At 67.0% G+C, this 26,729-nt stretch carries 23 protein-coding genes; 7 read left to right on the top strand and 16 right to left on the bottom strand.

Annotated features, from left to right (window positions below):
* Nucleotides 1-30: 30 nt before the first annotated feature.
* Nucleotides 31-2,142, bottom strand: a complete 2,112-nt coding sequence (locus tag AC07PU_RS28225; protein ID WP_495321714.1) for a TonB-dependent siderophore receptor — start codon at nucleotides 2,140-2,142, stop codon at nucleotides 31-33.
* 210 nt (nucleotides 2,143-2,352) lie between these two features.
* On the opposite strand from AC07PU_RS28225, the gene AC07PU_RS28220 reads away from it, so the two are divergent.
* Entirely contained in the window at nucleotides 2,353-3,954 is a 1,602-nt protein-coding gene (locus tag AC07PU_RS28220; protein WP_495321713.1) for a phospholipase D-like domain-containing protein, read from the top strand.
* A 28-nt stretch (nucleotides 3,955-3,982) separates the two neighbouring features.
* Here the strand turns inward: AC07PU_RS28220 and AC07PU_RS28215 are convergent, their stop codons facing one another.
* From AC07PU_RS28215 to AC07PU_RS28185, 7 genes are all read right to left on the bottom strand, one after another.
* A complete protein-coding gene (locus tag AC07PU_RS28215) occupies nucleotides 3,983-4,990 on the bottom strand; it encodes a fimbrial protein (RefSeq protein WP_495321712.1) in 1,008 nt (335 codons plus the stop codon).
* Entirely contained in the window at nucleotides 4,987-7,548 is a 2,562-nt protein-coding gene (locus AC07PU_RS28210; RefSeq protein ID WP_495321711.1) for a fimbria/pilus outer membrane usher protein, read from the bottom strand. The genes AC07PU_RS28215 and AC07PU_RS28210 overlap by 4 nt, the downstream gene beginning before the upstream one ends.
* Before the next feature lie 10 nt (nucleotides 7,549-7,558).
* The gene (locus tag AC07PU_RS28205; protein WP_495321710.1) at nucleotides 7,559-8,341 is read right to left on the bottom strand and encodes a fimbrial biogenesis chaperone; all 783 of its coding nucleotides are present in this window, start codon (nucleotides 8,339-8,341) and stop codon (nucleotides 7,559-7,561) included.
* A 168-nt stretch (nucleotides 8,342-8,509) separates the two neighbouring features.
* A complete protein-coding gene (locus AC07PU_RS28200) occupies nucleotides 8,510-9,043 on the bottom strand; it encodes a fimbrial protein (protein ID WP_296783135.1) in 534 nt (177 codons plus the stop codon).
* Between the two features lie 119 nt (nucleotides 9,044-9,162).
* The gene (locus AC07PU_RS28195; protein WP_296783139.1) at nucleotides 9,163-9,936 is read right to left on the bottom strand and encodes a response regulator transcription factor; all 774 of its coding nucleotides are present in this window, start codon (nucleotides 9,934-9,936) and stop codon (nucleotides 9,163-9,165) included.
* Nucleotides 9,937-10,086: 150 nt separating this feature from the next.
* Nucleotides 10,087-10,851 (bottom strand): winged helix-turn-helix transcriptional regulator, encoded by a 765-nt coding sequence (locus tag AC07PU_RS28190; protein WP_093352100.1) that lies wholly within the window; start codon nucleotides 10,849-10,851, stop codon nucleotides 10,087-10,089.
* Nucleotides 10,848-11,474 carry a TetR/AcrR family transcriptional regulator gene (locus AC07PU_RS28185; protein ID WP_495321709.1) on the bottom strand — a complete coding sequence of 209 codons (627 nt, stop codon included), beginning with the start codon at nucleotides 11,472-11,474 and terminating at the stop codon, nucleotides 10,848-10,850. The genes AC07PU_RS28190 and AC07PU_RS28185 overlap by 4 nt, the downstream gene beginning before the upstream one ends.
* Nucleotides 11,475-11,858: 384 nt before the next feature.
* Between AC07PU_RS28185 and AC07PU_RS28180 the strand changes: the two genes are divergently transcribed.
* The gene (locus AC07PU_RS28180) at nucleotides 11,859-12,494 is read left to right on the top strand and encodes a TetR/AcrR family transcriptional regulator (protein WP_296783146.1); all 636 of its coding nucleotides are present in this window, start codon (nucleotides 11,859-11,861) and stop codon (nucleotides 12,492-12,494) included.
* A 148-nt stretch (nucleotides 12,495-12,642) separates the two neighbouring features.
* A complete protein-coding gene (locus AC07PU_RS28175; RefSeq protein ID WP_495321708.1) occupies nucleotides 12,643-13,812 on the top strand; it encodes a calcium:cation antiporter in 1,170 nt (389 codons plus the stop codon).
* Nucleotides 13,813-13,826: 14 nt separating this feature from the next.
* Here the strand turns inward: AC07PU_RS28175 and AC07PU_RS28170 are convergent, their stop codons facing one another.
* Genes AC07PU_RS28170 through AC07PU_RS28160 form a run of 3 tightly spaced genes read right to left on the bottom strand, consistent with a single transcriptional unit; the run spans nucleotide 13,827 to nucleotide 16,203 of the window.
* Nucleotides 13,827-14,819: a polysaccharide deacetylase family protein gene (locus AC07PU_RS28170; protein ID WP_495321707.1), complete on the bottom strand. Its 993-nt coding sequence runs from the start codon at nucleotides 14,817-14,819 to the stop codon at nucleotides 13,827-13,829.
* A gap of 14 nt (nucleotides 14,820-14,833) precedes the next feature.
* Complete coding sequence (locus AC07PU_RS28165) at nucleotides 14,834-15,220, bottom strand: 5-carboxymethyl-2-hydroxymuconate Delta-isomerase (protein WP_495321706.1); 387 nt, start codon at nucleotides 15,218-15,220, stop codon at nucleotides 14,834-14,836.
* An 11-nt stretch (nucleotides 15,221-15,231) separates the two neighbouring features.
* Nucleotides 15,232-16,203 (bottom strand): Bug family tripartite tricarboxylate transporter substrate binding protein, encoded by a 972-nt coding sequence (locus AC07PU_RS28160; protein WP_495321705.1) that lies wholly within the window; start codon nucleotides 16,201-16,203, stop codon nucleotides 15,232-15,234.
* Between the two features lie 105 nt (nucleotides 16,204-16,308).
* Here AC07PU_RS28160 and AC07PU_RS28155 point away from each other — a divergent pair, with 105 nt between their 5' ends.
* A complete protein-coding gene (locus AC07PU_RS28155; protein ID WP_296783158.1) occupies nucleotides 16,309-17,271 on the top strand; it encodes a LysR family transcriptional regulator in 963 nt (320 codons plus the stop codon).
* On the opposite strand, the gene arsH is transcribed toward AC07PU_RS28155, so the two are convergent.
* The 4 genes from arsH to AC07PU_RS28135 are packed head-to-tail and all read right to left on the bottom strand — an operon-like array spanning nucleotide 17,268 to nucleotide 20,078.
* On the bottom strand, nucleotides 17,268-17,987 hold the full coding sequence (gene arsH / locus AC07PU_RS28150) for an arsenical resistance protein ArsH (RefSeq protein ID WP_495321704.1): 720 nt from the start codon (nucleotides 17,985-17,987) through the stop codon (nucleotides 17,268-17,270). The genes AC07PU_RS28155 and arsH overlap by 4 nt on opposite strands.
* Complete coding sequence (gene arsC / locus AC07PU_RS28145) at nucleotides 17,971-18,402, bottom strand: arsenate reductase (glutaredoxin) (RefSeq protein WP_495321703.1); 432 nt, start codon at nucleotides 18,400-18,402, stop codon at nucleotides 17,971-17,973. The genes arsH and arsC overlap by 17 nt, the downstream gene beginning before the upstream one ends.
* Nucleotides 18,403-18,435: 33 nt before the next feature.
* Entirely contained in the window at nucleotides 18,436-19,722 is a 1,287-nt protein-coding gene (locus AC07PU_RS28140) for an arsenic transporter (RefSeq protein ID WP_495321702.1), read from the bottom strand.
* 29 nt (nucleotides 19,723-19,751) lie between these two features.
* Nucleotides 19,752-20,078: an ArsR/SmtB family transcription factor gene (locus tag AC07PU_RS28135; protein ID WP_495321701.1), complete on the bottom strand. Its 327-nt coding sequence runs from the start codon at nucleotides 20,076-20,078 to the stop codon at nucleotides 19,752-19,754.
* Nucleotides 20,079-20,283: 205 nt separating this feature from the next.
* Here AC07PU_RS28135 and AC07PU_RS28130 point away from each other — a divergent pair, with 205 nt between their 5' ends.
* Together AC07PU_RS28130 and groL are read left to right on the top strand one after the other, a co-directional pair.
* Nucleotides 20,284-20,574, top strand: coding sequence for a co-chaperone GroES (locus AC07PU_RS28130; RefSeq protein WP_057597714.1), 291 nt, complete (start codon nucleotides 20,284-20,286; stop codon nucleotides 20,572-20,574).
* A 29-nt stretch (nucleotides 20,575-20,603) separates the two neighbouring features.
* The gene (gene groL, locus AC07PU_RS28125) at nucleotides 20,604-22,256 is read left to right on the top strand and encodes a chaperonin GroEL (RefSeq protein WP_057597713.1); all 1,653 of its coding nucleotides are present in this window, start codon (nucleotides 20,604-20,606) and stop codon (nucleotides 22,254-22,256) included.
* A gap of 102 nt (nucleotides 22,257-22,358) precedes the next feature.
* Here groL and AC07PU_RS28120 read toward each other — a convergent pair whose 3' ends face one another.
* Nucleotides 22,359-22,877 (bottom strand): Lrp/AsnC family transcriptional regulator, encoded by a 519-nt coding sequence (locus tag AC07PU_RS28120; protein ID WP_057597712.1) that lies wholly within the window; start codon nucleotides 22,875-22,877, stop codon nucleotides 22,359-22,361.
* 91 nt (nucleotides 22,878-22,968) lie between these two features.
* Between AC07PU_RS28120 and AC07PU_RS28115 the strand changes: the two genes are divergently transcribed.
* Nucleotides 22,969-26,631, top strand: coding sequence for an indolepyruvate ferredoxin oxidoreductase family protein (locus AC07PU_RS28115; protein ID WP_495321700.1), 3,663 nt, complete (start codon nucleotides 22,969-22,971; stop codon nucleotides 26,629-26,631).
* Nucleotides 26,632-26,729 lie beyond the last annotated feature (98 nt).

The raw sequence follows: 26,729 nt of genomic DNA, 5'->3' as shown, positions 1-26,729 counted from the left end.
AGGCTCGGTGTGGCGGCGGCTCGAAAAACCTCAGAACTTGTAAGTCGCGGTGGCGACCACGTTGCGACGCGTGCCGTACCAGCAGTCGCCGCGGGCCAGACAGGTGCTGAAGTAGACCTTGTCGGTCACGTTGTTGATGTTGAGCGCATAGCGCCACTTGTCCGACTCGTAGGCCAGCATCAGGTCGAGCAGCGCCACCGACGGCACGCGCGGGCCCGCGCCCGTGCTTTCGATGTCGCGGAAGCCGCTCATGTAGCGCACGCCGGCGCCGGCCGAGAAGCCCGTGATGCCGCCGACGGCGAAGCGGTACTTGCCCCACACCGAGAGCTGGTTGCGCGGCGTGTCGGTGAGCTTGGGATCGACCTCGATGTAGGTGTAGTTGGCGATCAGGTCGAGGTCGCGCGCGAGCGTGGTCTTGAGCTCGAGCTCGAGGCCCTTGTTCTTGCTCGAATCGACCTGGCGGCCGTAGTTCGGGTTGGTGCTGTCGGAGACGGTGCGGTTCTTTTCCTTGAGCGAGAAGACCGAGGCCGTGAAGCTGGTCGGCGAACCCGCGGGCTGGTACTTGACGCCGGCCTCGACCTGCTCGCCGCGCAGCGGCTTGAACAGCCGGCCGTTGACGTCCGTGCCGGCCTGCGGCGTGAACGACTCGGTGTAGCTCAGGTAGGGCGCCCAGCCCGAGGGCAGCGTGTACATCACGCCGAGCCGGCGCGAGGTGGCGGTGGTGGTCTCCGAGGCACTGCCTTCGGTGCCGGCCGTGCTGCGGTCGTAGCGCAGGCCCGCGACGAAGATCCAGTTGTCGAGCTTCATCTGGTCCTGCAGGTACACGCCGGCATTGCGCTGCGTGGTGCGGGGCTTCCAGCTCAGGTCGGTCACCGGCACGTAGCCCAGGCCGTAGACCGGGGTGTAGGCGTCGATGGCGCTGTAGGCCGAGCCTTCGTACTTGTCCTGGCGCTGGCGCGAGTACTCGGCGCCCACCAGCAGCGTGTGGCGCAGCGCGCCGGTGTCGAAGTGGCCCTCGACATGGTTGTCGATGCCCGTCATGCGGGTCCAGGTCAGCGACTTGTCGTTGATGCGGCCGATCACGCGCTGGCCGATCGGGTCCATGCCCCAGCCGCCGGGGATGGAGAAGAAGTCCGCATAGTGGTAGTGCGAGTCGTTGTAGGTGCGCGACATCCGGAAGTTCTGCCGGAAGGACCAGTGGTCGTTGAACTGGTGCTCGAACAGCCAGCCGAAGGTCTTGCGCTCGGTGTCGTAGCCGTCGCCGGGCTCGCCGATGAAGCGGCTCACGGGCAGCTTGCCGTTGACGTTCGGCAGGATCGTGCCCTGCCACGGCAGGAACTGCGAGGTGCTGCCGGTCTTGTCCTTCTGGTAGAGGCCCTGCAGGGTCAGCGAGGTGGCGGCGCTCGGGCGCCAGGTCAGCGAGGGCATGACCAGCGTGCGGTCGTCGGGCACGTAGTCGACCTGCGTGTCGGCCTTGCGCTGCAGCGCCACCAGGCGGTACGACCAGTCGCCGTCGGCCGTCAGCGGGCCGGTCAGGGCGGCCTGGATCTGCTTACGGCCCCAGGAGCCGAACTGCACGCCCACTTCGCGCGCGGCCTGCGTCTGCGGGCGCTTGCTGACCATGTTGATCACGCCACCCGCCGTGCCGGCGCCGAAGAGCATGCCCGACGGGCCGCGCAGCACCTCGAGGCGCTCGAGCGTGTAGGGATCGGGCCGCGCGGTCGCGGTGTACCAGCCCGCGGAGAAGAGCTGCAGCCCGTCGAGGTAGACCGAGGCATCGCTGCCACGCACCAGGAAGCTGTCGGAGCGCGAGTCCAGGCCGTAGGCATCGGAGCGCACGCCGGCTGCGTAAGTGAGCGCATCCTGCAGGTTGGTAGCGCCCTGGTCCAGGATCTGGTCGCGGGTCACGACCGTCACCGACTGCGGCGTCTCGGCCAATGGCGTGTCGGTCTTGGTGGCGGTCGCCGCATTCCTCGCGCGGTAGCCGTTCACCGGCGTGGTCGCCGTTTCGGCCGGGGCCTCGACCCGGATTTCGGGCAATGCCGTCGTGGCGGCCGTTTGCGCCAGCACCTGCTGGTTCGCGTAGATCGCCAGACACCCCATCAGCGCCAAGGCATTGCGCTGCGTCAACAAGACCGCCATTCCGACTCCACTCCTCTAGATATTAAGAACCATTCTCATTCTAAAACGGAATAATTCACATTTCCGCCAAATCCGGGTGGGTGCAAGGGGTGCCGCCTGATCTTGCGACTCGTGGTTTCGGCGCAACACAGCTAGCATCGGCGCGCGCCAGGCGCGGGATAGTCCCGTCAAGCTTCCCACCGTCCCTGCAACATTCGCGCGTCCGCCGTCATGCACACCACCCTCGCCTCCCGGTTCCTCGCCTTGCGCGGCGCCGCGGCATGGCTGCTCGCGCTGGCGACCGCCTTCGTGCTCGCGGGCTGCGCCGGCCTGCCGCCGCGGGCCGCCGACACGCCGGTGCTCGCCATCCCGGCCTCCAATGCCACCCTGCTCGGCCGCGCCGCGGCCCATCTCGATGCGCCACGCGACGGACTCTCGAGCGTGCGGCCGCTGATCGAGGCCTCGTTCGCGCTCGATGCGCGGCTCGAGCTGATCCGCCGCGCGCAGAGCTCGCTCGATGTGCAGACCTACCAGCTCGGCAACGACAAGACCGGCCGCCTGCTGCTGCGCGAACTGCGCGATGCCGCGCGCCGCGGCGTGCGCGTGCGGCTCCTGCTCGACGACTTCTATACCTCCGGGATGGACCCGCTGCTGCTCGGCCTGGCGGCCGAGTCGAACGCCTCGGTGCGGCTGTTCAACCCCTTCGTGAATGCGCGCGACCACTCGGCCACGCGCTGGATGGAGTTCCTCGGTGACTTCCGGCGGCTCAACCACCGCATGCACAACAAGCTGTTCGTGGCCGACGGCGCCATCGCCATCGCGGGCGGGCGCAACCTCGCCGACGAATACTTCCTGCGCAGCGAAGTCGCCAACTTCATCGACTTCGAACTGCTGATGGCCGGCCCGGTGGTGGCCGAATCGGCCGCGGTGTTCGACACCTACTGGAACAGCGACGTCGTCTATCCGATCGAGACCGTGGCCATCAACCACCGCACGCCGGCCGTGTTGAAGGCCGATTTCGAAACCGCCACCTCGTTGCGCTTCGCGCCCTGGCCCGATCCGCCGGGCGATGGCGATGTGCTCGGCGATCCGCCGCTGGGCCTGCAACTGCTGAACATCCCCACCCTGCAATGGATGCGCGCCGACGCGCACGCCAGCGCCGACAGCCCGAACAAGGCACTCGGCGTGATGCGGCATCCCACCGAATCGGTGGCGCAGCGCTTCCACGAACTGGCGGCCACCGCGCGCTCGAGCGTGCTCGTGATCTCGCCCTACTTCATCCCGGGCGACGAAGGCATGGCGCGCATCCGCGAAGGCCGCCGGCGCGGCGTGCAGGTCAGCGTGATCACCAATTCGCTGGCCGACAGCGACGAGCCGCTGGTCAACATCAACTACAACCGCTACCGCGTCGACATGCTCAAGCTCGGCGTGGAGCTCTACGAGGTCAGCACGCAGCAGCTCAAGCGCAGTGGCCAGTTCCGCGACCTGCTGAAGAAGGCGCGCGGCCGGCTGCATGCCAAGCTCGCACTGATCGACCGCGAATGGGTGATGCTGGGCTCGATGAACCTCGACCCGCGCTCGGCCCTGCTCAACACCGAGTTCGGCGTGCGCGTGCGCAGCTTCGACCTGACCCAGGCCCTGCTCTACGCCTACCAACTCGACGACATCGAGGGCGTCTACCGCGTCGTGCTCAAGCCCGATGGCGAGAACGTGCAGTGGATCGGCACGGGGGACGTCAACAACGAGGTGCTCGACAGCGAGCCCGATTCGAGCATGCTGACGCGGTTTCAGCTGCTGCTGTTCTCGTGGTTCGTGCCGACGGATCAGCTGTGAAGTTGCCGCGCGAGCCGGCCGCCCCTGCTTACTTGTAGGCCAGCGTCAACGTGACCATGCCGTCGGCCTGACCGGGGACGATGTCCTTGGCCGTCTGGTAGTAGCGCGCCTTGAACGGCATATCGATCGTGCCAGCCGCGGAATTGCCGATCGCGACGGGCTGGCCGAATTTCACCGGCGTGCTGGTCTTGCCGTCGAGTATCTGTATACCCACGCCGACGGCGACCTTGTCGGCATCGGAAGAGAGCTGGAGCACGCCAGGCTTTTCCGACGGATCCGCCGTCCCTTCGAGGATCAGAGACACGGTATTGCCCTGCTGATGCTCCGACACATCGCAAGCCACGCCGATATTGAAAGTTTTTTCCGCCGCCGTGCTGCCCACGCCCGAGAAGCGATTCATTCGCACATCCCCCAGCGAGACCGTCTGGTTCTGCGTCGCCGTGGTGATCTGGCAGGTGGGCGCGAGGATCCTCACGGTGCCGATGTTCGCGGTGAACCACTGCTGCGTAGAGTCCCCCCTTGTATGAAAACGAGCATATTCGCCGGCAGCAATTAACCCGTTTCCGACGACTGGCGCCGTCTTGACCAAATCGATGATCACTCCTGTCCATCCGATATAAACGGATGACGTAGTGGTCGGCCAATTTCCGGTGTAGGTGTCATTGAGATCGATATTGCTTCCCGCTATCTTCACTCTGTAGCCGATGCCGTCGATATTGGTCGAGTACGTCGGGGGAGACAGTCCAGGCACCAGTGCGCCCCGAAGCGGTGAAAGCACGGCACGAACGCCCGCGGCCGTTTTATTGCACTGACCAATCCAGAATGGATAGCTTGAAAACTTGATGACATTGCTGCTCAAAATGGTCTCACCGACCTTTGCCGTCCGCAATGCGGTGGTCGTTCCTGACACATTGAACGTGCGTGCGCCTTTGTTCATGTTGGTGCTGTATTCGCAGTTCGCGAACGCACTGCCCGACGCGATGCTCAACCCCGCCAGAACACCGAACCCGAGAAAGCAACGATAAAGCGCGCTCATCGGCAGATCTCCTTCATTTCGTGGATGGGCGCCGCAACGTCCTGAGCAGGTACGCGATAGCTGACCTGACATTGCGCGCCGGCACGGTCGCCCCAGATGACTTTCAAGGTGCCCGTCTCACCCGCGCCGGTCACGTAGGCCTGGCCCTCGGGCCCGACCACGCCCACTTCCTGCCCCGCCTCGTTGTCGATGCGCGCGCCGAAGGGGAGCGGCCGGCCTTGCGGATTGGTCAGCGTCAACATCAGCCGATAGCCGACCGAGGTCTCGTACGGCGCCAGCACCACGGCGCCTCGCGTGGGCACGACCTCGCGCGCGGCATGCTTGACTTCGACCTTGTCGTCCAGGTCCTGCGTCAGCAATGCAAGGCGGTTGTTTCTATAGGGCGTGAGGTTGGGCACGACGGCATGGCCCGTGCCGTCGGTGCTCACGCCGGACTGCGACTCGATGCCCACGCCCGAGGCCTTGGGAACGCGCACGAGCGCGATGGTTTCGCCCAGGGGCTGCGACAAGGTCACGCCTTCGCCATGCGCCACCAGGCCGCCCGCCACGCTGATATTGGTCTGGCCATAGCCCTGGCCCTGGCTGTGGCTCAGGTTCACCTGGCCGCTGCGTCCCTTGTAGTTCAGGTTCGCGCTGCCATTCGATCCGTCCTCGTTGGAGCGGTCCACCGTCAGGCCGTAGGTCAGGCGATAGTCGTCCCATGCGCTGCCGGAAACCCCCGCCTGATGGGTGACACGCCCCTGGTTGTTGCGCGAGACGGCGTAGCTCGCATTGACGTTCGATCCGAGCGGAATCGACAGCGTCAGCATGACCTGGCGATTGGCCGGTCCCCGGAGGTTGGAGACCTGGCTGTAGAAGATGTTGTAGCCCACCCGCCCGTAGCTGCCGGAATAGCCGACCTGCACGAGCTTGTCCTTGCGGTCGCTGCCCCAGTAGCTCTGCTGCCGGGCCGACGCGTAGAACGAGCCCCACTCTCCCAAGGGCTGCGCCAGGTCCAGCCGCACCTCGCTGCGCCGATTGAAGAAGGGCAACTGGTTCTCCGCTGCATAGCGCATCTCGACCGATTCGGAAAAGGTCCGGAAGCCGCTCGTCGAATAACGGTAGCCGGCCATGCGAAACGTGGTGCCCGTGTCATCGATCGTCTTGGAATACAGGGCCCGCAGCGACTGGCCGCTGAGGGTCTGGTCGCCCTGGCCTTCGGTTCGGGCATGCGTGAGGTCCAGCGACACCGCGCCGAGGCCATACATGTTCTTGCCCGAGCCGATCATCCCGGCCTGATAGCCGCGCGCCAGCGTGGCGCCGCCATAGACGGAGAAATCCTTCGGCAAGCCTCGCGCCAGCGTGCCCTGGACGAAATAGGGGCGCTCGGCGTTGCCTCTGTAGCGCTCGTCACCGCTGCGGAACTGGCCCGCGGTGGCGCTGTAGCGCCACGTGCCTTCGCGCAGCAGCGTGGGCACCGCGGCGAAGGCCTGGATGTAGCGCGTCTCGCGGCCGTCGGCCTCGGTGATCGTCACCTCCAGGTCGCCCCCCGATGAAGTCGGGTACAGGTCGTCCAGCGCGAACGGGCCGGGCGCGACATAGGTGTTGTAGATGATGTAGCCGTTCTGCTTCACCGTGACGCGGGCATTGGTCTGCGCCACGCCCCGGATGGTGGGCGCATAGCCTTGCAGGCTGTCCGGCAGCATGGCGGTGTCCGAGGCCACCTGCACGCCTCGGAACTGGAAGCCATCGAACAGCTCGGCCGATGTGAAGCCATCGCCGATCAGCAGCTGGCCGCCGATCGAAGGAAGATCGCGCTGCGCGTACGTCTGGACGGCCTGCCAGCGCCCTTTGGCATCGAAGCCGCGGTCGTAGTTGGAGCGGTGGCGAAAACGCCAATCGCCGAGGTTGAACCCTCCCAGCACCGAGGCATAGAACGTGTTGCGCTCGACCTTCTCACCGCCGAAGGCGCCAGTCGAGGTCGGCCCTCGATAGGAGAGGCTGTTCGATCCATGGTTGCGCGACACGCTGAGCTGATAGTCCAGCATGGCGGCACTGATGCCATGGTCCCATTTCGACGGCTCGACCGCGCCCCGGGCCGAACGCTTCAGGGCCGCCTGGGGAATGCTCAGCAGCAGCCGCTGCTGGCCTGCGTCGTAGGTGGCCGTGGCCTCCGGCACCGCGGCATTCAGGTCGACGCAGCTTTCGGGCGGCAGCGTCGACAGGCTGGAGAAGACCTCCACGTTCACGCCCGAACTGCGCAGCAGGTCCACCGTGAGGCAGGGCACGGCATCGCGCTTTCCTTCCACCGCATCGAAGCGGACTTCCACCTTGCTCAGTGGGGCGCCATTGCGGATGATTTCGACCATGTAGACGCCGGGCATCACCTGGTTGCCGAACGAGAACATCGAAAGATCGGCGTTCGCCTGGTCGCCGTTGATGGTCAGGAACTTCTCGTTGAAGATGCTTTCCTTCGGCTTCTGCGCATGGCTGGCGTGTGCCACGAGCGCGAGCGCAATGGCCGAAAGCGCGTGCTTTCGAACATTTCGAGGGGGGACGGAGGCACTCACGACATTCATCTCCGTGACGTCATGGCCGCTTGTCGGTCGCCGCGGCTTGAGGCTGGAGTTCCACGGGCTCGTTCGCCGCGGGAACGCGGACGCTTTCCTGAGGGGTCTGCCCGCCGAAGTCGTTGATCGTGGTGAACTTCACGGAAACAGCCTGTGGCTCCGTGATGCTGTTCAGCGGATAGATGCGCTCCTCCATCGGCGGCAACATGTCGGGATTGATCTCCTGCTGATTTCCATTGATATGGAGATAGGTGAAGGTGACGTGATAGGGCGTCGGGTTGACGATCTTCAATGCGGCGCCCTTGCCGTCCTGCCCCGCCACGATGGCCCACTTCAACCGGTTCCGGGCGGCCGCCGGATCGCTATCCCGCAGGGCCGTGGGCCGATAGAACAGCTTGATGCGCGTGCGCACCGCGATCTGCAGCACGTTGTCTTCCTGCGCCTTCTCGGGAATCTCCTTCACGTTGAGCCAGAACGCCGATTCGCGGTCGGCGGGAAGATCCTTGGATGTGCGCAGTACGCGCAGAATGTTTTCCACGCCGGGGTCCAGCCGCGAAAGAGGCGGCGTGACCAGGAAAGGTGTCTTGTTCTTGCCTTCGCCGGCATCGATCCAGGCTTGCACGACATACGGCGAACCGCTTTCGTTCTTCATCGAGATCGATGCTTCGCGGTCTTTCTCGTGGAGGATGACGCGGGTACCACCGAGCATGACGGCGGCATCGGCCGGCGCGATATGCGCACCCAGCAAGCCGACCACCATCAACGTGACACCTGCCGAGCGCAGCGCGTTTTTGAAAAGCATGGAATTCCCCGATGCGCGGCCCAGGCGGAGCGTGACGCGCCTCATGTGCGCGGCGAGCCGGTCCGGCGCCAAGAAGAAGAAAGAAGAAGAGGGAAAAATGGCCCGTGAAGGAGCGGGCCGTATCCGGTTGGAACATCCCATCCGGCTGCCGCCGAACGGGTTCCGGATTTACTTGTAGGCGATCGTGAAGTTCGCGACGGCGTTGGCCGAACCGCTCTTGACGGTGTCCTTCTTGGTCGTCACGTAGCCAGCCTTGAACTGCAGCGAGAAGTCGCCCTTGCCCAGGCTGTAGTTGGCGGACGCCGCGTTGTTCGCGATCTGGCTGCCGGCGGAGTCGAGCACTTCGATGCCGACGCCGACCGCCGGGTCGGTTTCGCCCAGGCCGACGGCCAGATACGCGGAGTTGTCGGCATGGGGCGGTCCGCTGAACGTCACCGTGGCGCCGGTGGCCGTTTCGCCGCAGTTCATCAGCTTGATCACGAAGGGCACCGGCGTGGACTTGGTGCCGTCCGCGGTGGCCATGTAGGCGGTGGAAATGGTGCCCAGTTCCACGTTCTGGTTCTTGCTCTCGCCAGCGATGGAGCAAGGCGCCTCGATGATCTTGCCTTTGAAGTTGACAGTGCCATCGATCGCGAAAGCGCTCTGGGCGGCGACACCCAACGCGGCGACAGCGACGATCTTTGCGACCGTGAATTGATTCATTTGTATTTCCTAGGGAATTAGATTGATAGATTAAGAGACCAGTGCCGAGATGGCGGAGCGAAGTCTATTCAGGAAAAACACGTCAAAAATTGAACTTTGACAATTGTTCAATATTGCAACTAAGGTATGACTGGCAATTCGGACTGCGATCGATCGCCACTCGATGTCACGACACGCACCAGTCGGAATCCCTGCGCATAGACGCTTGCCAATTGCGCCCCGTTCTCAGGCTGCAATTTCAGCTTGACGCGCAATCGGTAGATATGCGTGTCGAGCGTTTTGGAATCGATACCGAGTTCCCGGCCCCAGATGGCCTTTTCGAGCATGGTTCGCGTGACGAGCTTGCCGACATTGCGGAACAGATACAGCGCCAGATCGAACTCCCGACGCGACAACTTGACCGGCTGGCCGTACAGGCAGAGATGACGGGCGGGAAGGTCGATGGCATAGACACCCACGCGCAATACATCGCTGGGGAGCTCGAGGTGCGGATAGGCGCGCCGGGCCAGCGCCTGGATGCGCGCCGCGAACACGGAGCGATGCGCGGGCCTCGGCAGGACATCGTCGACACCGGCCGCATACAGGGTGGCGATGACGTCTTCACGGAGTTCCGTGCTCAGAAGCAGAACGGGAGGCAAGACACCGACCCGCGCACGGATACGCTCGATCAACAGGCAGGCCTTCTCGGCGGAGAAACGGTGCAGGTCGAGGACGAACAGGCCGGCATTTCCCGTGTCGTCCTTCTCGACGGAATGAACGTCGAGCGCCATGGTGCGAATCGAATAGCCGAGGTCCACGAGCAAGCTGGCGAGCGCCTCGGCCTGTGCCGTATCGTCGCCCAGCAGCGCAATCTGCAATGGCTGCTCAGCGCAGCGCTCTTCTTCGGAGTCCATCTCGATGCGGTGCCTCGAAACACTCCATTCGTCGCTCTGGGGCATTTCGGCTTTGCGCGACAACGCGCGCGCATGACCGCCATGAAAGCCACGAGAGATGGAACCCTGCCAAAACATACTGTCTCCTGCGTCTGCAAAACACCAATACCGTCACCCTGACCGCGCTTCCGAGGGGGGATTCAGGGCCACCAGGCGGTAGCCGACCCCATAGATCGTCAACAGCCTCACCCCCTTCTCCGGCCCCAGCGAAAGCTTTCTTCGCACGCGGGTCACGTGCACGTCGAGCACCCGCGAACCGGGACTGGCGGGCCGGTCGAAGAGCTGCGCTTCGATCTCCGCGCGGCCGATGACCTTGCCGAGGTTCTGGAACAGGATCAGCGCCACCTCGAACTCGCGTGGCTGCAGGCGGACTTCCACGCCATCGACCAGCACCACGCGCGCCTGCCGCTTGAAATGGAAGCTGCCCCAGATCAGGTCTTCCTCGACCGGCGGCGCGTTGGTGCCGTTCCTGCGCGAGTGCAGCAGCCGCAGGCGCATGGCCAGCTCGGCACCGTCCACCGGCGCCGTGGCGAACTCGATCCGTTCGCCGTTGATCGATTCGTCGTCGAAGGTGGACGCGAGCTCCAGGGCATCGCGCGAGACGACCACGAGGATCGGCAGCTTCACCATGCTGCGCAGGTTGACCCAGCGCCGCGGGCTCCACGCCTTGTCGGCGCAGGCGATCAGCGCGTCGTAGCGGCGGCCCGAGGACAGCGAATCCCACAGGTTCTGCACCGAATCGAAGGCCGCCGAGGCGAACCCCTGCGAATCGAGCGCATCGCGCAACGCACCTCGGTTGCGGTCGTCGCCGAAGACCAGCGCCAGCGAGGAGATGGATCCCGGGTTCGAGAGCCCGGCGTTCGTGGTCGGGCTCATGCGTACGCTCCAGGCGCCGGCGCCGCCGATTCGGAGCTCGGGACCAGCTCGGCCACGAAGCGCCGGACGCTTTCGCGGACCACATCGAGGTCCATGTCAGGCTCGCGCGACGCGCGCAGCACCACGCCTTCGACGAAGCATTGCAACGCAAACACCCGGCCGCGAATCTCCGCCTCGGGCAAGGAGCGGTTGGCCTGGCGCAGGCGGGCCTGCAACAGGGCGACGAGCGCCTGGCGTTCGCGAATCACGGCCTGCGCGTTGGCGCCGGCCACGCGTGCCCGGCGTGTGCCCTCCGCGACCGCTTCCAGCATGAATGCCGCGTTCGCCGCGCCGGTGGCGCGCCAGCAGCGCATCCGGTCGCAAACGAAGTCCGCCACGGCCTCGGGGGTGAGCTCCGTCAGGCTGCCGAGCCCCAGCCCCTGCAGACGGTCGAGCAAGGCCAGCACGATGTCGTCCTTGGTCGCGAAGTGGCGACGAATCTCGTCAGGACTCGTTTCGGCCGCATCGCAGATGCAGACCATCGATACGGCCCGGATGCCACGCTGCGCGAAGCACGTGGCCGCCACCGAAAGAATGCGGTTGCGCGATGAACTTTCATCATGCGCACCGCCCGCTTGCTTCATCCCTGTTTCCTGTACCACTTGAATCCTTTCGACGCATGCTGAACAGACAGAATCTGTTGCATTGAAGAGAGTGAATATTCATTTTTTCTTAGGTTAACCTACTGGCTCTTTCTGGAGGGCCCAGTCCGCCCGATTCCTAGGGGAAAGCAACAACATTCACGCGAAAAACCGGAACTAGTTCTCGATACTTTGCTTCTGCGTCATCAAATTGTCGGCAACGTCCCTCTTCGTGAAAGATGGCTTGGTCCGGTGCTGGGAATGGCGCCAATCCCCCTTGTCAGCGGCCGGCACCCCTCACAACATGAATGAATGTTTATACTTTCAAGACTTTCATGAACGTCGACGCCACCCTCTCATGCAACACCACCCTCAAGGAATTCCCGAGTGAATAGCACGACCAAGCGCTCGTCCCCCAAGAGCGAACTGCGGGCGGAGTCGCAGCGACAGAGGATCCTGAAGGCCGCCAGGGAGTGCTTCATCGAGGACGGGCTGCATGCGGGCACCATCGCCCGCATCAGCGAAGCGGCGCAGATGAGCCCGGGGCTGATCTATCGCTACTTCGCGAGCAAGGAAGAGATCGTTCTCGCGCTCATGCACCAGCAGATCAGCACCGGCAACGGGGTGAACCTGGTGGGCCTGCCGCCGAAGGTCGTGACCACGCGCATCTGCGAATACCTGCGCCGCTGGCTGGCGGGCGATCCCGACGTGCCGAGCGCCACGCTGATCCTCGAGATGAGCGCCGAGAGCACGCGCAACGAAGCGATCGCGCAGCAGATCACCAAGGTGGACGGAGAAGCCAGGACATCGCTGGCGGCCTGGCTGAGCGACCTCCTCGGCAAGTCCGGCGCGGCCTTGGGCGAGCAGGAGATCGGGATCAGAGTCCTCACGCTCGAATGCTTCGTCGAGGGCCTGTTGATTCGCGCGGTGCGCGAGCCGAAGCTCGACATGGAACGCGTCGAGAAGAGCCTGGACGGCCTCATGGCCACCCTGGTGCAGCCTGCGCTCGGCAACGCAACTTGATGGCGTTGGGCCGCGGACGGTGCACCTTTCACCCGGTGTTGCCTGTGATAGAGTGCCTCCAGCGCGCCTGCCGCGCTCGCCTTTGGGGACGACTCCAAGACGCGATCACCGTTCGGGGACGACCCTGCGCTTCTGCTGAAGTTCAACCATGGTCACTCCTCGCAAACTGCCGCCTCCGGGCGCTGCCCTCCGACCTTCCGTTCCGCCGTCGACCTGGCTGCTGCTGATCGCCGCCTGGGCCGTCGTCGGCGCGTTCACCGTCTTCGGCGCCGGCTGGCTCGGCCCCTCGATGACACCGGTCACGGCGGGCATCGCGTTCGCCGGGCTGTTCGTCACGATCCTGGCCGCGTCCTTCGGCGTGGTGAAGGAGGCCGACCATCTCGCGCATGCGCTGGGCGAGCCCTACGGCACCCTGATCCTCACGCTGTCGATCGTGCTGATCGAGGTGGTGCTGATCGCCTCCGTGCTGCTGGGGCCGGGCGACTTCCCCACCATCGGCCGCGACTCGATCTTCGCCGTCATGATGATCATCATGAACCTCGTGATGGGCCTGTGCCTGATCGCGGGCTACGGCCGCAACGGCCATCAGGCCTACAACGCGCAGGGCACCGCCTCGTACCTGTCGATGGTGGTGCTGCTCGCCAGCATCGCGCTGGTGCTGCCGAAGTACCTGAGCGGCGCGGGCGAGTTCACGACCTTCCAGGCCATCGGCATCACGGCGGTCACGGCCGTGGTCTACGCGGCCTTCCTCGGCCTGCAGATGCGAAGCCATCGCAAGCTCTACATGGAGCCCGCACCGGGCCTCGATGCCGACCTGGCCCGCCATGCCGTCGGCCTGCTGCCCCAGCCCGCGCGGACGGACACGAAGTTCCTCGTGCTGCGCTCGGCCCTGCTGATCGCGCTGATCCTGCCGATCGTGCTGCTCGCCCACCATCTCGCGGTGGTCACCGACTACGGCATCGCGGCGGCGGGCGCGCCCACCGCCCTGGGCGGTGTCCTGATCGCCATCATCGTGTTCACGCCCGAGTCCATCACGGCCGTGAAGGCCGCGATGAACAACGAGATGCAGCGCGCCATCAACCTGTGCCTCGGTGCCTTCGTCTCCACCGTGGGACTGACGGTGCCGGCCGTGCTCGTGATCGGCCTCGTGACCGGCAAGCAGGTGATCATGGGCATCTCGAACATGGAGACGGTGCTCTACATCGCCACCGTGGCGCTGGGCATGCTGAGCTTCAACGGCCAGAAGACCTCGGCGGTCCAGGGCTGGATGCACCTGGCGCTGTTCGCGATCTTCGGGCTGCTCCTCTTCAGTCCCTGAGCCGGGGCTCCCGCTCAGTAGGTGCGGCTCGGCACGCCCGACATCGACAGTGCCCACTGCGCGATCCGGTCCTTGCGTTCGAAGGCCACGCCCGGGTGCTTGTTCGCATAGGCCAGGAACTCGCCCAGCGCCTTCACGCGCGCGGGCGTGCCGCCGATGCGGTCGTGGGTGGAGATCGACATCATCCGCCGGCGGCCGGCCGCCTCGGCATAGAGCTGGTCGAACTCGTCCTTGAGCTCCTGGCCGAAGGCCGCGGCCGTGAGCGGCCCCTCCGCGCCGAAGCGGGCGATGTCGTTCATGCGCAGCGTGTAGGGCACGACCGCGAAGGGCTTGCCGTTGACCTGCGTGGTCATCGGCTCGTCGGCCGAGAGGTCGTCGATGTGGTACGTGAAGCCCAGTTCCTGCAGGATGCCGAGCGTGCGTGGCGTGCCGCGCAGCCAGAACGCGTTGTAGCCCGCGGGACGGGTGCCGGTGGCCTTCAGTAGCGCATCGATGTTGGCCTGGTAGGAGGCGCGCTCCTGCTCGGGCGAAATGTCCCAGTGCGGGGTCCAGGTCTGGCCATGCGCGGCGGCTTCGTGGCCGCGCTGCACGATCTCGCGCGCGAGCTGCGGGTTGCGCTCCACGGCCTGGCCGGTCATGTGCGAAGTCACCTTCACGCCATGCCGGTCCCACAGGTCGAGCAGCCGCGGGATGCCTTCGCGCACGCCGTATTCGAACCAGGTGCGCGCCGGCAGGTCCGGGTACTTCGCATCCATCGGCGGAAACGGCGAGCCGTTCTCGTGCTCGCTCTGCGCGCCCGACTCGAACTGCATCGACACCGAGATCACGAGCCGCGCACCGTTCGGCCAGTGGCGGCCGGTGCCGGCCGTGGCGGCGGCCTTCGGCCGCGCCTGGGCCCGCGCTTGGCCAGCCGCGAGGCCGGACAGCGCGGCGGCCGCCACCGTGCCCGCGCCGCCGCGCAGGATGTTGCGGCGCTCGAGGCTGCCGATGGAGGGGTTGGCGTTCATCTGGAGGATCCCTTTCATGGATGGTGGGGGTTCGACGGCGGGTTCCACTGCTGCTTCCAGTAGTTCGCCTTGGGGTGCTCGCGCAGGAACACGCAGCACTGAACCCACTGGCCGGGCGACAGTGCCTCGACCGCGCGGGACAGCACCGTGAACGCGGTGTCGGCCATCCGCTGGCTCACCTCGCTCGCACGCGGATTCGTGAGCACCAGCGTGGCGATCAGTTGCTGCGCGCCGGGCTCGTCGCCGCAGAGCTCGGCCACGATGGGTTGCACGCGCGATTTCAGATCGCCGAGCGCGGCCGATCCGCTGTCCGCGAGCGCGCGGTGCAGCGTCCGCAGGGTCCGCGGCCAATCGATGGCCGCGAGCAGAAGAGGCGATGCCTCGACAACGATGTGGGGCATGGCGCGCGACCTCAATCCAGCTTGATGCCGGCCTCGCGGATCAGTTGCTGCCAGCGGATGCGCTCGCCGGCCATCATCCGCGCGAAGGACTGCGGCGAGCTGTCGACGGCGATCGATCCCAGTTCCGCGAGCTTGTCGCGCGTGTTCTTCTGCGCCAGCGCGCGGCCCATGTGCTCGACCAGCCAGGCCTGGCGTTCGCTCGGCGTGGCCGTGGGCGCAACGAAGCCGTACCAGCCGCCGATCTGCGCATCGACGCCGCTCTCCTTGAGCGTCGGGACCTCGGGCAGCGCGGGGATGCGCGCGGGGCTGGTCACGGCGAGCGCCTTGAGCCGGCCCGACACGATGTGCTGCAGCACCGCCGGCGTGGCCTCGAACAGCAGTTGCACGGTGCCGCCCATCAGATCGTTGAGCGCCGGCGCCGAGCCACGGTACGGCACGTGCAGGATCGACACCTGCGCCTCGCGCTTGAAGAGCTCGGCCGCCAGGTGCTGCGGCGTGCCGTTGCCCGCCGAGGCGTAGGAGTAGCGGCCCGGCGCCTTGCGCAGCACCTCGAGCGCCGCGCGCAGGTTCGGCGCGGGGAACGAGGGATGCGCCACCATCACCAGCGGCACCGACGCGGCCCAGGCCAGCGGCGCGAAGTCCTTGGCCGCGTCGTAGTTGAGCTTGGGATAGAGCGCCGCATTCGCCGCCATCGGGCCGAGCGCGGCGAGCAGCAGCGTGTGGCCGTCGGCCTCGCCGCGCGCCACGGCTTCGGTGCCGATGTTGCCGCCCGCGCCGCCGCGGTTGTCCACGAGCACCGTGGCGCCGCTCTCCGTCTGCAGCGCATGCGCCATCAGGCGCGAGATCGCGTCGGTGGTGGCGCCGGCCGGGTACGGGCAGACGATGCGGATCGGCTTGGAGGGAAAGGCCTGTGCGTGCGATGCGCCGGCAAGGCCGGGGATCGCAAGGGCCGCGCTGGCCTGGAGGAAATTTCGTCGCTGCATGAATCGGTGCTTCCTGATGTCTCGTGTTGGGAAGCAGTTTCAGAGCATGCGCCGGCCGCGGCAAATCGCATTTTTCGGCACACCCCATCGGATAATCCGATCGCCATGACCGCACGCCCCAGCAGCCGCGCCCAGCGCGCACGCGATCCCCTCGAGCTCGTTTCGCTGCGGCAGCTGCGCTACTTCAGCGCCGCGATGCGCGCGCCCAGCTTCAACGAGGCGGCGCGCGAATGCTCGATCTCGCAGCCCGCGTTGTCGGAACAGATCGCGCTGCTCGAACAGGTGCTGGGCGTGCCGCTGTTCGACCGCACCGGCGGCCGCGCGGTCCCCACGCTGTCGGGGCACGAACTCGAACGCCGCATCGCGGGCAGCCTGCTCGAACTGCAGTCGGCCTTGCGCGAAGTGCCCGAGCGGGCCGACACCATCTCGGGCCTGGTGCGCGTGGGACTCGTGCAGTCCTACGGCGCCTGCTGGGTGGTGCCGGTGATGCGCGCGGCTCAGGCGCGCTGGCCCGCGCTGTCCGTGGCGCTGCGGCGGCGCACCGCGCACGCGCTCGAGGAAGGCGTGCTGCGCGGCGACTTCGAGTTCGCGGTGAGCTTCGATCCGCATCCCCATGCCGACCTCGAGATCGCGCAGTGCTTCGTCGAGCGGGCCGTCGCCGTCGGCGCCCTGCCGCGGCGCGCGCGGCGTCTCACGCTGGCGCAGCTCGCGCCCTGCAGGCTCGCGCTGCTGCCGAGCGAATACATGATGCGCCGCGAGCTCGACGCGGCCTTCGCCTCGCAGGGCCTCAAGCCGCAGGTCCGGCTCGAATCGGATGCGCTCGAAGACCTGGTGGCGGCCGCGCGCGAGAGCGGCATGGTCGCGATCCTCAACGCCGCGGCCGCATCGAGCCTGGCGGTGCACGACGCGGTGCCGATCGACTGCGTCGAACTGCAGCGCAAGGCCTGCCTCGTGCGTTCACGCACGCGCCATCACACGAACGCGTCGCGCCATCTCTGGGATGCGCTGGTCGCGGGCGCGCCGGCCCTGCCGTCGGGCTGGACCGCGCCCGGCAAGGCACGGCGCTAGATGCTTCGCAGGTTCACGCGCCGCGACAGGGCCTCGGCGCTCTCGCGCCGCTCGCTGTAGCGATCGACCAGATGGCCGGCGCAGTCGCGCGTCAGCAGCGTGAACTTGACCAGTTCCTCCATGACGTCGACCACGCGTTCGTAGTACGGCGAGGGCTTCATGCGCCCGGCTTCGTCGAACTCGAGGTAGGCCTTGGCGACCGAGGACTGGTTCGGGATGGTGATCATGCGCATCCAGCGTCCGAGCACGCGCAGCTGGTTCACCGCATTGAAGGACTGCGAGCCGCCCGAGACCTCCATCACGGCCAGCGTCTTGCCCTGCGTCGGCCGCACGGAGCCGACCGACAGCGGGATCCAGTCGAGCTGCGCCTTCATGATGCCGGTCATCGCGCCATGGCGTTCCGGCGAGCACCAGACCATGCCTTCGGACCACTGCGCGAGCGCACGCAGCTCCTGCACCTTCGGATGCTCCTCGGGTTCGCTGTCGGGCAGCGGCAGGCCGCGCGGATCGAAGACGCGGGTCTGCGCGCCCAGCGCGCGCAGCAGCCGCTCGGCCTCTTCGGTCAGCAGGCGACTGTACGAACGCTCGCGGACCGAGCCATAGAGCAGCAGGATGCGCGGCGCATGCGTCGAGCGCTCGGCGGGCCACAGGTGCCGTGGCTCCGGCAGCCGGAAGGCCTCCGCATCCAGGTTCGGCAGGTCAGGGCTTGGCGACACGCTGGCCTTTCGCCTCGATGACGGGCTCGCCGTCTTCCTTCGAGAACGCGCCGCGCTGGGCGTGCGGCAGCAGGTCGAGCACGGCCTCCGATGGCCGGCACAGGCGCGTGCCCAACGGCGTGACGACGATCGGGCGGTTGATGAGGATCGGGTGCGCGAGCATGAAGCCGATCAGTTCCGCATCGGTCCACTTCGCGTCGGCCAGCCCGAGCTCGTCGTGGGGCGTGCCCTTCTGGCGCAGCAGGTCGCGCACGCCGATGCCCATGTCGGCGACCAGTTGCTCGAGCGTTGCGCGGCTCGGCGGATGCTTGAGGTACTCGATGACGGTCGGCTCCTCGCCGCTGTTGCGGATCAGCGCGAGCACGTTGCGCGACGTGCCGCAGTCGGGGTTGTGATAGATCGTGATGTCGCTCATGGAAGGGAGGGATGTCGCTGGTGAGAAAGCAGATCAGCCGAAGCTCAGGCGCAGTGCGAGCGCAGCGAGGGTCAGGGCGAGCACGGGCACCGTCATGACGACGCCCACCTTGAAGTAGCAGCCCCAGCCGATGGTGGTGCCCTTCTTCGCGAGCACGTGCAGCCACAGCAGGGTGGCGAGGCTGCCGATCGGCGTGATCTTCGGGCCCAGGTCGCAGCCGATGACGTTGGCGTAGACCATCGCCTCCTTCACCACGCCGGTGGCGCCCGAGGCATCGATGGAGAGCGCGCCGATCAGCACCGTCGGCATGTTGTTCATCACGGAAGACAGCGCGGCCGCCAGGAAGCCCGTGCCCAGGGCCGCGCCCCAGATACCGCCTTGCGCGAACACGTCGAGCAGCGTCGATATCTGCTCGGTCAGGCCGGCATTGCGCAGACCGTAGACCACCAGGTACATGCCCAGCGAGAACACGACGATCTGCCAGGGCGCGCCGCGCAGCACCTTGCGCGTGGCGATGACCTCGCCGCGGGCCGCCACGGCCAGCAGCAGCAGCGCGCCAACGGCCGCCACGGCGCTGACCGGCACGCCCAATGGCTCGAGGCCGAAGAAGCCGACGAGCAGCAGCACCAGCACGACCCAGCCCGCGCGAAAGGTGGCCGGGTCGCGGATGGCATCGGCCGGGCGCTTCAAGCGGCTGGCGTCGTAGCGCGCGGGAATGTCGCGACGGAAATAAAGGAGCAAGGCCAGCAGGCTGGCGACCACCGCCGCGAGGTTGACCGGCACCATCACCGCCGCATAGGCGTTGAAGCCGATCCCGAAGAAGTCGGCCGAGACGATGTTGACGAGGTTCGACACGATCAGCGGCAGGCTCGCGGTGTCGGCGATGAAGCCGGCCGCCATCACGAAGGCCAGGGTGGTGGCCGGCGTGAAGCCCAGCGCCACCAGCATGGCCATCACGATCGGCGTGAGGATCAGCGCGGCGCCGTCGTTGGCGAACAGCGCCGAGACGGCCGCGCCGAGCAGCACGATGAAGGCGAACAGCCGGCCGCCGCTGCCGCCGCCCCAGCGCGCGACGTGCAGCGCGGCCCATTCGAAGAAGCCGGCCTCGTCGAGCAGCAGGCTGATGACGATCACGGCGATGAAGGTCCCGGTGGCATTCCAGACGATCTGCCAGACCCGCACGACGTCGGGCAGATGCACCACGCCGAGCGCCAGGGCCACCAGCGCGCCCAGCGCGGCGCTCCATCCGATGCCGAGGCCGCGCGGCTGCCAGATGACGAGCACCAGGGTCGCGAGAAAGATGAGAGCGGCGGTGAGCATGGGGCGAGGAAACGATGCGGCGCCGACCGTCAGCAGTCGCAGGACGCGGCTTGCGCATCGACTTCGCAGGGCTGCCCCTGGCAGCAGTTCTCGCTCAGATAGGCCAGCAGCCCGTTCATCTGGTCGAACGAGGCGCGGTAGATCAGGTGGCGCCCCTGCCGCTCCTGCGACACCAGGCCCGCACGGCCCAGCTCCTTGAGATGGAACGACAGGCCCGTGGCCGGAACGCCCAGCGTTTCGGTCAGCGCGCCGGGCGTCATGCCCTGCGGGCCGGCCACGACCAGCGCGCGAAACACGCGCAGGCGCACGCTCTGGGCGAGGGCCATGAGGGAACGGATGACGGCTTCTTCTTCCATATTTCAATCATCGTTGAAATATTGAATCGTGGCAACCGACTTCCCGCGCAACCCGCCCCGGCGCTTGAAACCCCGGCGATTGCCCTTATGATTAGCACTCGCTGTGGTTGAGTGCTAACAAGCCTCGCCTCCAGTCGACGGGCAACCGGTCCTGCAGGATGGGCGCCCAAAAAACCACCACCCAGTTTCTTATCCAGGAGATGCAATGAAACTTCGTCCTTTGGCCGATCGCGTGATCGTCAAGCGTATCGACAGCGAAACCAAGACTGCCTCGGGCATCGTCATCCCCGACGCCGCCGCCGAGAAGCCCGATCAGGGTGAAGTCCTGGCCGTGGGCCCGGGCAAGCGCAATGACAAGGGCGACCTGTCGGCCCTGACCGTGAAGGTCGGCGACCGCGTCCTGTTCGGCAAGTACAGCGGCCAGACCGTCAAGGTCGATGGCGACGAGCTGCTCGTCATGAAGGAAGACGACCTGTTCGCGGTCGTCGAGAAGTAATCCACCCATCCCATTCGGAGTAAACAAACATGGCAGCAAAAGACGTCGTCTTCGGCGGAGAAGCCCGCGCACGCATGGTCGAGGGTGTGAACATCCTGGCCAACGCGGTCAAAGTGACCCTGGGCCCCAAGGGCCGCAACGTGGTGCTCGAACGCTCGTTCGGCGCCCCCACCGTGACCAAGGACGGTGTGTCGGTCGCCAAGGAAATCGAACTCAAGGACAAGCTGCAGAACATGGGCGCCCAGCTCGTGAAGGAAGTGGCTTCCAAGACTTCGGACAACGCCGGTGACGGCACCACCACCGCGACCGTGCTGGCGCAAGCCATCGTTCGCGAAGGCTTCAAGTACGTGGCCGCCGGCATCAACCCGATGGACCTGAAGCGCGGCATCGACAAGGCCGTGACGGCCCTGGTCGAAGAGCTGAAGAAGGCTTCGAAGCCCACCACCACGTCGAAGGAAATCGCTCAAGTCGGCTCGATCTCGGCCAACAGCGACGAAACCATCGGCAAGCTCATCGCCGACGCGATGGACAAGGTCGGCAAGGAAGGCGTGATCACCGTCGAAGACGGCAAGTCGCTGGACAGCGAACTGGACGTCGTCGAAGGCATGCAATTCGACCGCGGCTACCTGTCGCCCTACTTCATCAACAACCCCGAGAAGCAATCGGCGCTGCTCGACAACCCCTTCGTGCTGCTGTTCGACAAGAAGATCAGCAACATCCGTGACCTGCTCCCCACGCTGGAACAAGTCGCCAAGGCCGGTCGTCCGCTGCTGATCATTGCCGAAGAAGTCGAGGGCGAAGCCCTGGCGACGCTGGTCGTGAACACGATCCGCGGCATCCTGAAGGTCGTGGCCGTCAAGGCGCCTGGCTTCGGCGACCGCCGCAAGGCCATGCTCGAAGACATCGCCATCCTGACGGGCGGCAAGGTCATCGCCGAAGAAGTCGGCCTGACCCTCGAGAAGGTGACGCTGGCCGACCTGGGTCAAGCCAAGCGCATCGAAGTGGGCAAGGAAAACACCATCATCATCGACGGTTCGGGCGCTGCTGCCGACATCGAAGCCCGCGTGAAGCAAGTGCGCGTGCAGATCGAGGAAGCGACCAGCGACTACGACCGTGAAAAGCTGCAAGAGCGCGTGGCCAAGCTGGCCGGCGGCGTTGCAGTGATCAAGGTCGGCGCTGCCACCGAAGTCGAGATGAAGGAAAAGAAGGCTCGCGTCGAAGACGCCCTGCACGCCACCCGCGCTGCAGTGGAAGAAGGCGTGGTTGCCGGTGGTGGCGTGGCCCTGCTGCGCGCCAAGCAAGCCGTGGGCGACCGCGTGAAGGGCGACAACGCCGACCAGGACGCCGGCATCAAGCTGGTCCTGAAGGCCATCGAAGCCCCCCTGCGCGAAATCGTGAACAACGCCGGCGGCGAAGCCTCGGTGGTGGTGAACGCGGTGCTGGCCGGCAAGGGCAACTACGGCTTCAATGCCGCCAACGACTCGTACGGCGACATGCTCGAGCTGGGCATCCTGGACCCGACCAAGGTGACCCGCACCGCGCTGCAGAACGCCGCTTCGGTGGCCTCGCTGCTGCTGACGACCGAAGCCATGGTGGCTGACGCTCCGAAGGACGACGCTCCTGCCGGCGGCGGCATGCCCGACATGGGCGGCATGGGTGGCATGGGCGGCATGGGCATGTAATTGCCTCTCGCCCGGTGAGCGCTACGGCGTTCGACGGGCGGGTCGTTCAGACACGACGGAAGGCCGGGGTTCGCCCCGGCCTTTTTCTTTGGGCGCGCCGCTTCAGCCGCGCGCCCTGCGCCGCGGCCCCGCCGCGGTCGACGCCATGTCGATCGGCAGCGGCGCGTCGGCCTTGACCTCGCGCAGCACGATCGCCGAGCGCACGTGCGTCACGCCGGCCTGCTCGAACAGCGTGGTGTGCAGGAACTGCTCGTAATGCTTGATGTCGGGCACCAGCACCGTGAGGATGTAGTCGGCCGGCCCGGTGGCCGAGGCGCAGCGCACCACCTGTGGACTCGCGGCCACGGCACGCTCGAAGTCGCGCACCTTGGCCTCGCTGTGGCGGTCGAGGTTCACCTCCGTCACGGCCGCGAGGTTCAGTCCCACCTTCTCGCGGTCGACGATCACCGTGTAGCCGCGGATCACGCCGCTGGCCTCCATGTCCTTGATGCGGCGCCAGCACGGCGTGGGCGACAGCCCCACCGCGTCGGCGATCTGCTGCACGGTCTGGCGCGCGTCGCGCTGCAGTTCGTCGAGGATGCGCAGCGAATGATGGTCGAGAGGGATGAATTCGTCGTTCATGGCGATTTTCGAGATGGATATTCCTGATTCCAGGGTCACCCTGTAGTGATTCAAGAGAATATTCCTCCTGAGCGAGAACAACAATCTCGCAATGATTTCGAATGACCTCTCTTCGGCCGCAGCCCCCACCCGCGCCGCCGAAACCGCCGCCACGACCACCCTCGCCCGTCCGGGCTACCAGCTTGCCGACAACCTCTGGGCGAGCTCGGGCGTGGTCTTCCTCACCGGTACGCAGGCGCTGGTGCGCCTCTTGTGCATGCAGCGCCAGCGCGATGCCGCGCGCGGCCTCGACAGCCGCGGCTTCGTCAGCGGCTACCGCGGCTCGCCGCTCGGCATGGTCGACCAGGCGATCTGGAAGGCCGGCAGCCGCTTCGAGCAGGAAGGCGTGCGCTTCGTGCCCGCCATCAATGAGGAACTGGCCGCCACCCAGGTGCTCGGCACCCAGCGCGTGGAGTCCGACCCCGAGCGCGAGGTCGAGGCCGTGTTCGGCATGTGGTACGGCAAGGGCCCGGGCGTGGACCGCGCGGGCGACGCGATCAAGCACGGCAACGCCTACGGCGCCTCGCCCAACGGCGGCGTGCTGGTGGTGGCGGGCGACGACCACGGCTGCGTGTCCTCGTCGATGCCGCACCAGTCCGACCAGGCCTTCGCGGCCTGGGGCATGCCGGTGGTGCAGCCGGCCAACGTGGCCGAGCTGGTGGAGTTCGGGCTCTACGGCTATGCGCTCTCGCGCTATTCGGGCACCTGGGTCGGCATGCCGGCGCTGTCGGAGGTGGTCGAGAGCTCGAGCACGGTCGACCTCGACCTGATCCTCGCGCGCAGCGCCGCCTGGCTCGATGCCGACGGCGTGCGCGAAGCCACCGGCCACCGCGCGCCGGCCGACGGCCTGCACTACCGCTGGCCCGACCTGCCCTCGCTGCGCATCGAGTCGCGGCTGGCCGACAAGCACGAGGCGGTGGCCGCGTTCGCGCGCGTCAACAGCATCGACCGCGTGGCGGTCGAGAGCCCCGAGGCCCGGGTCGGCATCGTGACCTGCGGCAAGGCCCACTACGACCTGATGGAGGTGCTGCGCCGGCTCGAGATCTCGACCGAGCGCCTGGCCGCGGCCGGCGTGCGAATCTACAAGGTGGGCCTGAGCTTCCCGCTCGAGCAGACGCGCATGCGCGCCTTCACCGCGGGCCTGGCCGAGGTGCTGGTGATCGAGGAGAAAGGCGCCTTCGTCGAGAGCCAGCTGCGCGACATGTTCTACAACGCGCCGGCCGACGCACGCCCGGCGCTGGTCGGCAAGCACGACCGCGACGGCCGCCCCTTCATCTCGGCGCTCGGCGAACTGCGGCCCTCGCGGCTGATCGAGCGCGTGGCCGAATGGCTCGAGCGCCACGTCGGCGGCGCCGACGGCATCGGCCGCCCGACCGAGCGCGTGCGCGACTTCACGCCGCCCGACCTGCTGGCCAACGCCAGCGATGCGGTCAAGCGCCTGCCCTACTTCTGCGCCGGCTGCCCGCACAACACCAGCACCAAGGTGCCCGAGGGCTCGACCGCGCGCGCCGGCATCGGCTGCCACTTCATGGCCAGCTGGATGGAGCGCGGCACCGCGGGCCTGGTGCAGATGGGCGGCGAAGGCGTGGACTGGATCTCGCATTCCAAGTTCACGCGCGTGCCGCACGTGTTCCAGAACCTCGGCGACGGCACCTACTACCACTCGGGCTACCTGGCGATCCGCCAGGCGGTGGCGGCCAAGGCCACCATGACCTACAAGATCCTGTTCAACGACGCGGTCGCGATGACCGGCGGCCAGCCAGTGGACGGCGTGATCTCCGTCGACGCGATCGCGCGCCAGGTCGAATCGGAAGGCGTGGCGCGCGTGGTGGTGGTCAGCGACGACATCCGCAAGTACGACGGCCAGAAGGACCGCTTCCCGGCCGGCACCGGCTTCTACGACCGCAGCCTGCTCGACACGGTGCAGCGCGAGCTGCGCGAGGTGGCGGGCGTCACCGTGCTGATCTACGAGCAGACCTGTGCCGCCGAGAAGCGCCGCCGGCGCAAGAAGGGCGAACTGGCCGATCCGCCCAAGCGCCTGTTCATCAACCAGGCGGTGTGCGAAGGCTGCGGCGACTGCACGGTGCAGAGCAACTGCGTGGCCGTGGTGCCGCACGAGACGCCGCTGGGCCGCAAGCGCCAGATCGACCAGACCCACTGCAACAAGGACTATTCCTGCGCCCAGGGCTTCTGCCCGAGCTTCGTGGGCGTGACCGGCGCCTCGCTGCGCCGCAAGGCCGGCGCGCTGCAGCGCGAGAAGGACGCCGTGCTGGCGCGCGCCGCCGCGCTGCCGCAGCCCCCGGGCCACGACTGGGACAACGCGCCCTACGACCTGCTGGTCACCGGCGTCGGCGGCACCGGCGTGGTGACCGTGGGCGCGCTGGTCGCGATGGCGGCGCACCTCGAGGGCAAGGCCGCGAGCGTGCTCGACTTCATGGGCTTCGCGCAGAAGGGCGGCTCGGTGCTGAGCTTCGTGCGCATGGCCAGCCATCCCGAGCGCCTGAACCAGGCCCGCATCGACACCCAGCAGGCCGATGCCGTGCTGGCCTGCGACCTCGTCGTCGGTGCCTCGCCCGAGGCGCTGCAGGCGGTGCGCCACGGCCGCACGCGCATCCTCGCGAACCTGCACGAGATCCCGGTCGCCGAGTCGCTGCGCAATCCCGACGCCGAGCTGCACATCGACCTGCTGCTCGAGAAGCTGCAGTTCGCGGCCGGCGAGGAGCAGGTGAAGACCTTCGACGCGCAGGCGCTGGCCGAGGAGTTCATCGGCGACACGCTGGCCGCCAACATCCTCGCCGTGGGTTACGCATGGCAGCTCGGCCTGGTGCCGCTGGGCTTCGAGGCGCTGATGCGCGCCATCGAGCTCAACGGCGTGGCGGTCGCCGCCAATCGCCTGGCCTTCGCGCTGGGTCGCATGGCCGCGGCCGATCCCGAAGGGCTCAAGCGCCTGGGCGACACGCTGCAGCCCGCGTCGGCGATGGACCTCGCCCACGCGGCCGACGGCAACGACCTCGAGGCCATCGTCGCGCGCGGCGTGGCCCATCTCTCGGGCTACCAGAACGCCGCCTGGGCGCGGCGCTTCGAGACCCGCATCCGCGCGCTGCAGCAGCGCGAATCGGCGCTCGGCGGCGATGCCTCGCTGCCCTTCACGCGCAACGCGGCGCGCAGCCTGCTCAAGCTCATGAGCTACAAGGACGAGTACGAGGTGGCGCGCCTGTACACCGACGGCAGCTTCCAGCGCAGCCTGATGGAGCAGTTCGAGGGCGAGAAGATCAAGCTCGAGTTCCACATGGCGCCGCCCTTCCTCGCACCGCCGAAGAACGGCCAGGCACCGCGCAAGATCCGCTTCGGCGCCTGGATGCTGCCGGCGATGCGCGTGCTCGCGCACGGCAAGGCGCTGCGCCACACGCCCTTCGATCCCTTCGGCCGTACGCAGGAGCGGCGGCTGGAGCGCGAGCTGATCGCCCACTTCGAGGCCCGGCTCGACGAACTGGCGCAGGACATGGCGGCCGCCGACCAGAAGCTGCTGGCCGACATCGCCGCGCTGCCGATGACGATTCGCGGCTACGGCCACGTGAAGATCGGCAACCTCGCGCTGGCGCGTGCGCGCGAAGCCGAGCTGCTGCACCGGCTGCGGCCGCAGCGCTATCCGGCGCCGGCCTCGACCAAGGCCGCGGGGCAGATCAAGGGCATCGCGATCGTCGCGGCGCACTGAACGCTCCGGCTCCCTCTCCCTCTGGGAGAGGGCCGGGGTGAGGGCTCTGGGCGACGGATACCGTCAGGGCCATGGTGAGGCCCGGTGCCCTCACCCTG

It is taken from the genome of Variovorax sp. GW821-FHT10D07 (genome assembly GCF_059415325.1).
Note: the sequence above shows the minus strand (reverse complement) of the source record. Positions and strands in the feature narration are given on the sequence as shown.

Excerpts from the sequence above, each read along its gene's own strand:
- AC07PU_RS28225 (WP_495321714.1), bottom strand. The coding sequence starts at position 2,142 with ATGGCGGTCTTGTTGACGCAGCGCAATGCCTTGGCGCTGATGGGGTGT.
- AC07PU_RS28220 (WP_495321713.1), top strand. The coding sequence starts at position 2,353 with ATGCACACCACCCTCGCCTCCCGGTTCCTCGCCTTGCGCGGCGCCGCG.
- AC07PU_RS28215 (WP_495321712.1), bottom strand. The coding sequence starts at position 4,990 with ATGAGCGCGCTTTATCGTTGCTTTCTCGGGTTCGGTGTTCTGGCGGGG.
- AC07PU_RS28210 (WP_495321711.1), bottom strand. The coding sequence starts at position 7,548 with ATGAATGTCGTGAGTGCCTCCGTCCCCCCTCGAAATGTTCGAAAGCAC.
- AC07PU_RS28205 (WP_495321710.1), bottom strand. The coding sequence starts at position 8,341 with ATGCTTTTCAAAAACGCGCTGCGCTCGGCAGGTGTCACGTTGATGGTG.
- AC07PU_RS28200 (WP_296783135.1), bottom strand. The coding sequence starts at position 9,043 with ATGAATCAATTCACGGTCGCAAAGATCGTCGCTGTCGCCGCGTTGGGT.
- AC07PU_RS28195 (WP_296783139.1), bottom strand. The coding sequence starts at position 9,936 with ATGGACTCCGAAGAAGAGCGCTGCGCTGAGCAGCCATTGCAGATTGCG.
- AC07PU_RS28190 (WP_093352100.1), bottom strand. The coding sequence starts at position 10,851 with ATGAGCCCGACCACGAACGCCGGGCTCTCGAACCCGGGATCCATCTCC.
- AC07PU_RS28185 (WP_495321709.1), bottom strand. The coding sequence starts at position 11,474 with ATGAAGCAAGCGGGCGGTGCGCATGATGAAAGTTCATCGCGCAACCGC.
- AC07PU_RS28175 (WP_495321708.1), top strand. The coding sequence starts at position 12,643 with ATGGTCACTCCTCGCAAACTGCCGCCTCCGGGCGCTGCCCTCCGACCT.
- AC07PU_RS28170 (WP_495321707.1), bottom strand. The coding sequence starts at position 14,819 with ATGAACGCCAACCCCTCCATCGGCAGCCTCGAGCGCCGCAACATCCTG.
- AC07PU_RS28165 (WP_495321706.1), bottom strand. The coding sequence starts at position 15,220 with ATGCCCCACATCGTTGTCGAGGCATCGCCTCTTCTGCTCGCGGCCATC.
- AC07PU_RS28160 (WP_495321705.1), bottom strand. The coding sequence starts at position 16,203 with ATGCAGCGACGAAATTTCCTCCAGGCCAGCGCGGCCCTTGCGATCCCC.
- AC07PU_RS28155 (WP_296783158.1), top strand. The coding sequence starts at position 16,309 with ATGACCGCACGCCCCAGCAGCCGCGCCCAGCGCGCACGCGATCCCCTC.
- arsC (WP_495321703.1), bottom strand. The coding sequence starts at position 18,402 with ATGAGCGACATCACGATCTATCACAACCCCGACTGCGGCACGTCGCGC.
- AC07PU_RS28140 (WP_495321702.1), bottom strand. The coding sequence starts at position 19,722 with ATGCTCACCGCCGCTCTCATCTTTCTCGCGACCCTGGTGCTCGTCATC.
- AC07PU_RS28135 (WP_495321701.1), bottom strand. The coding sequence starts at position 20,078 with ATGGAAGAAGAAGCCGTCATCCGTTCCCTCATGGCCCTCGCCCAGAGC.
- AC07PU_RS28130 (WP_057597714.1), top strand. The coding sequence starts at position 20,284 with ATGAAACTTCGTCCTTTGGCCGATCGCGTGATCGTCAAGCGTATCGAC.
- groL (WP_057597713.1), top strand. The coding sequence starts at position 20,604 with ATGGCAGCAAAAGACGTCGTCTTCGGCGGAGAAGCCCGCGCACGCATG.
- AC07PU_RS28120 (WP_057597712.1), bottom strand. The coding sequence starts at position 22,877 with ATGAACGACGAATTCATCCCTCTCGACCATCATTCGCTGCGCATCCTC.
- AC07PU_RS28115 (WP_495321700.1), top strand. The coding sequence starts at position 22,969 with ATGATTTCGAATGACCTCTCTTCGGCCGCAGCCCCCACCCGCGCCGCC.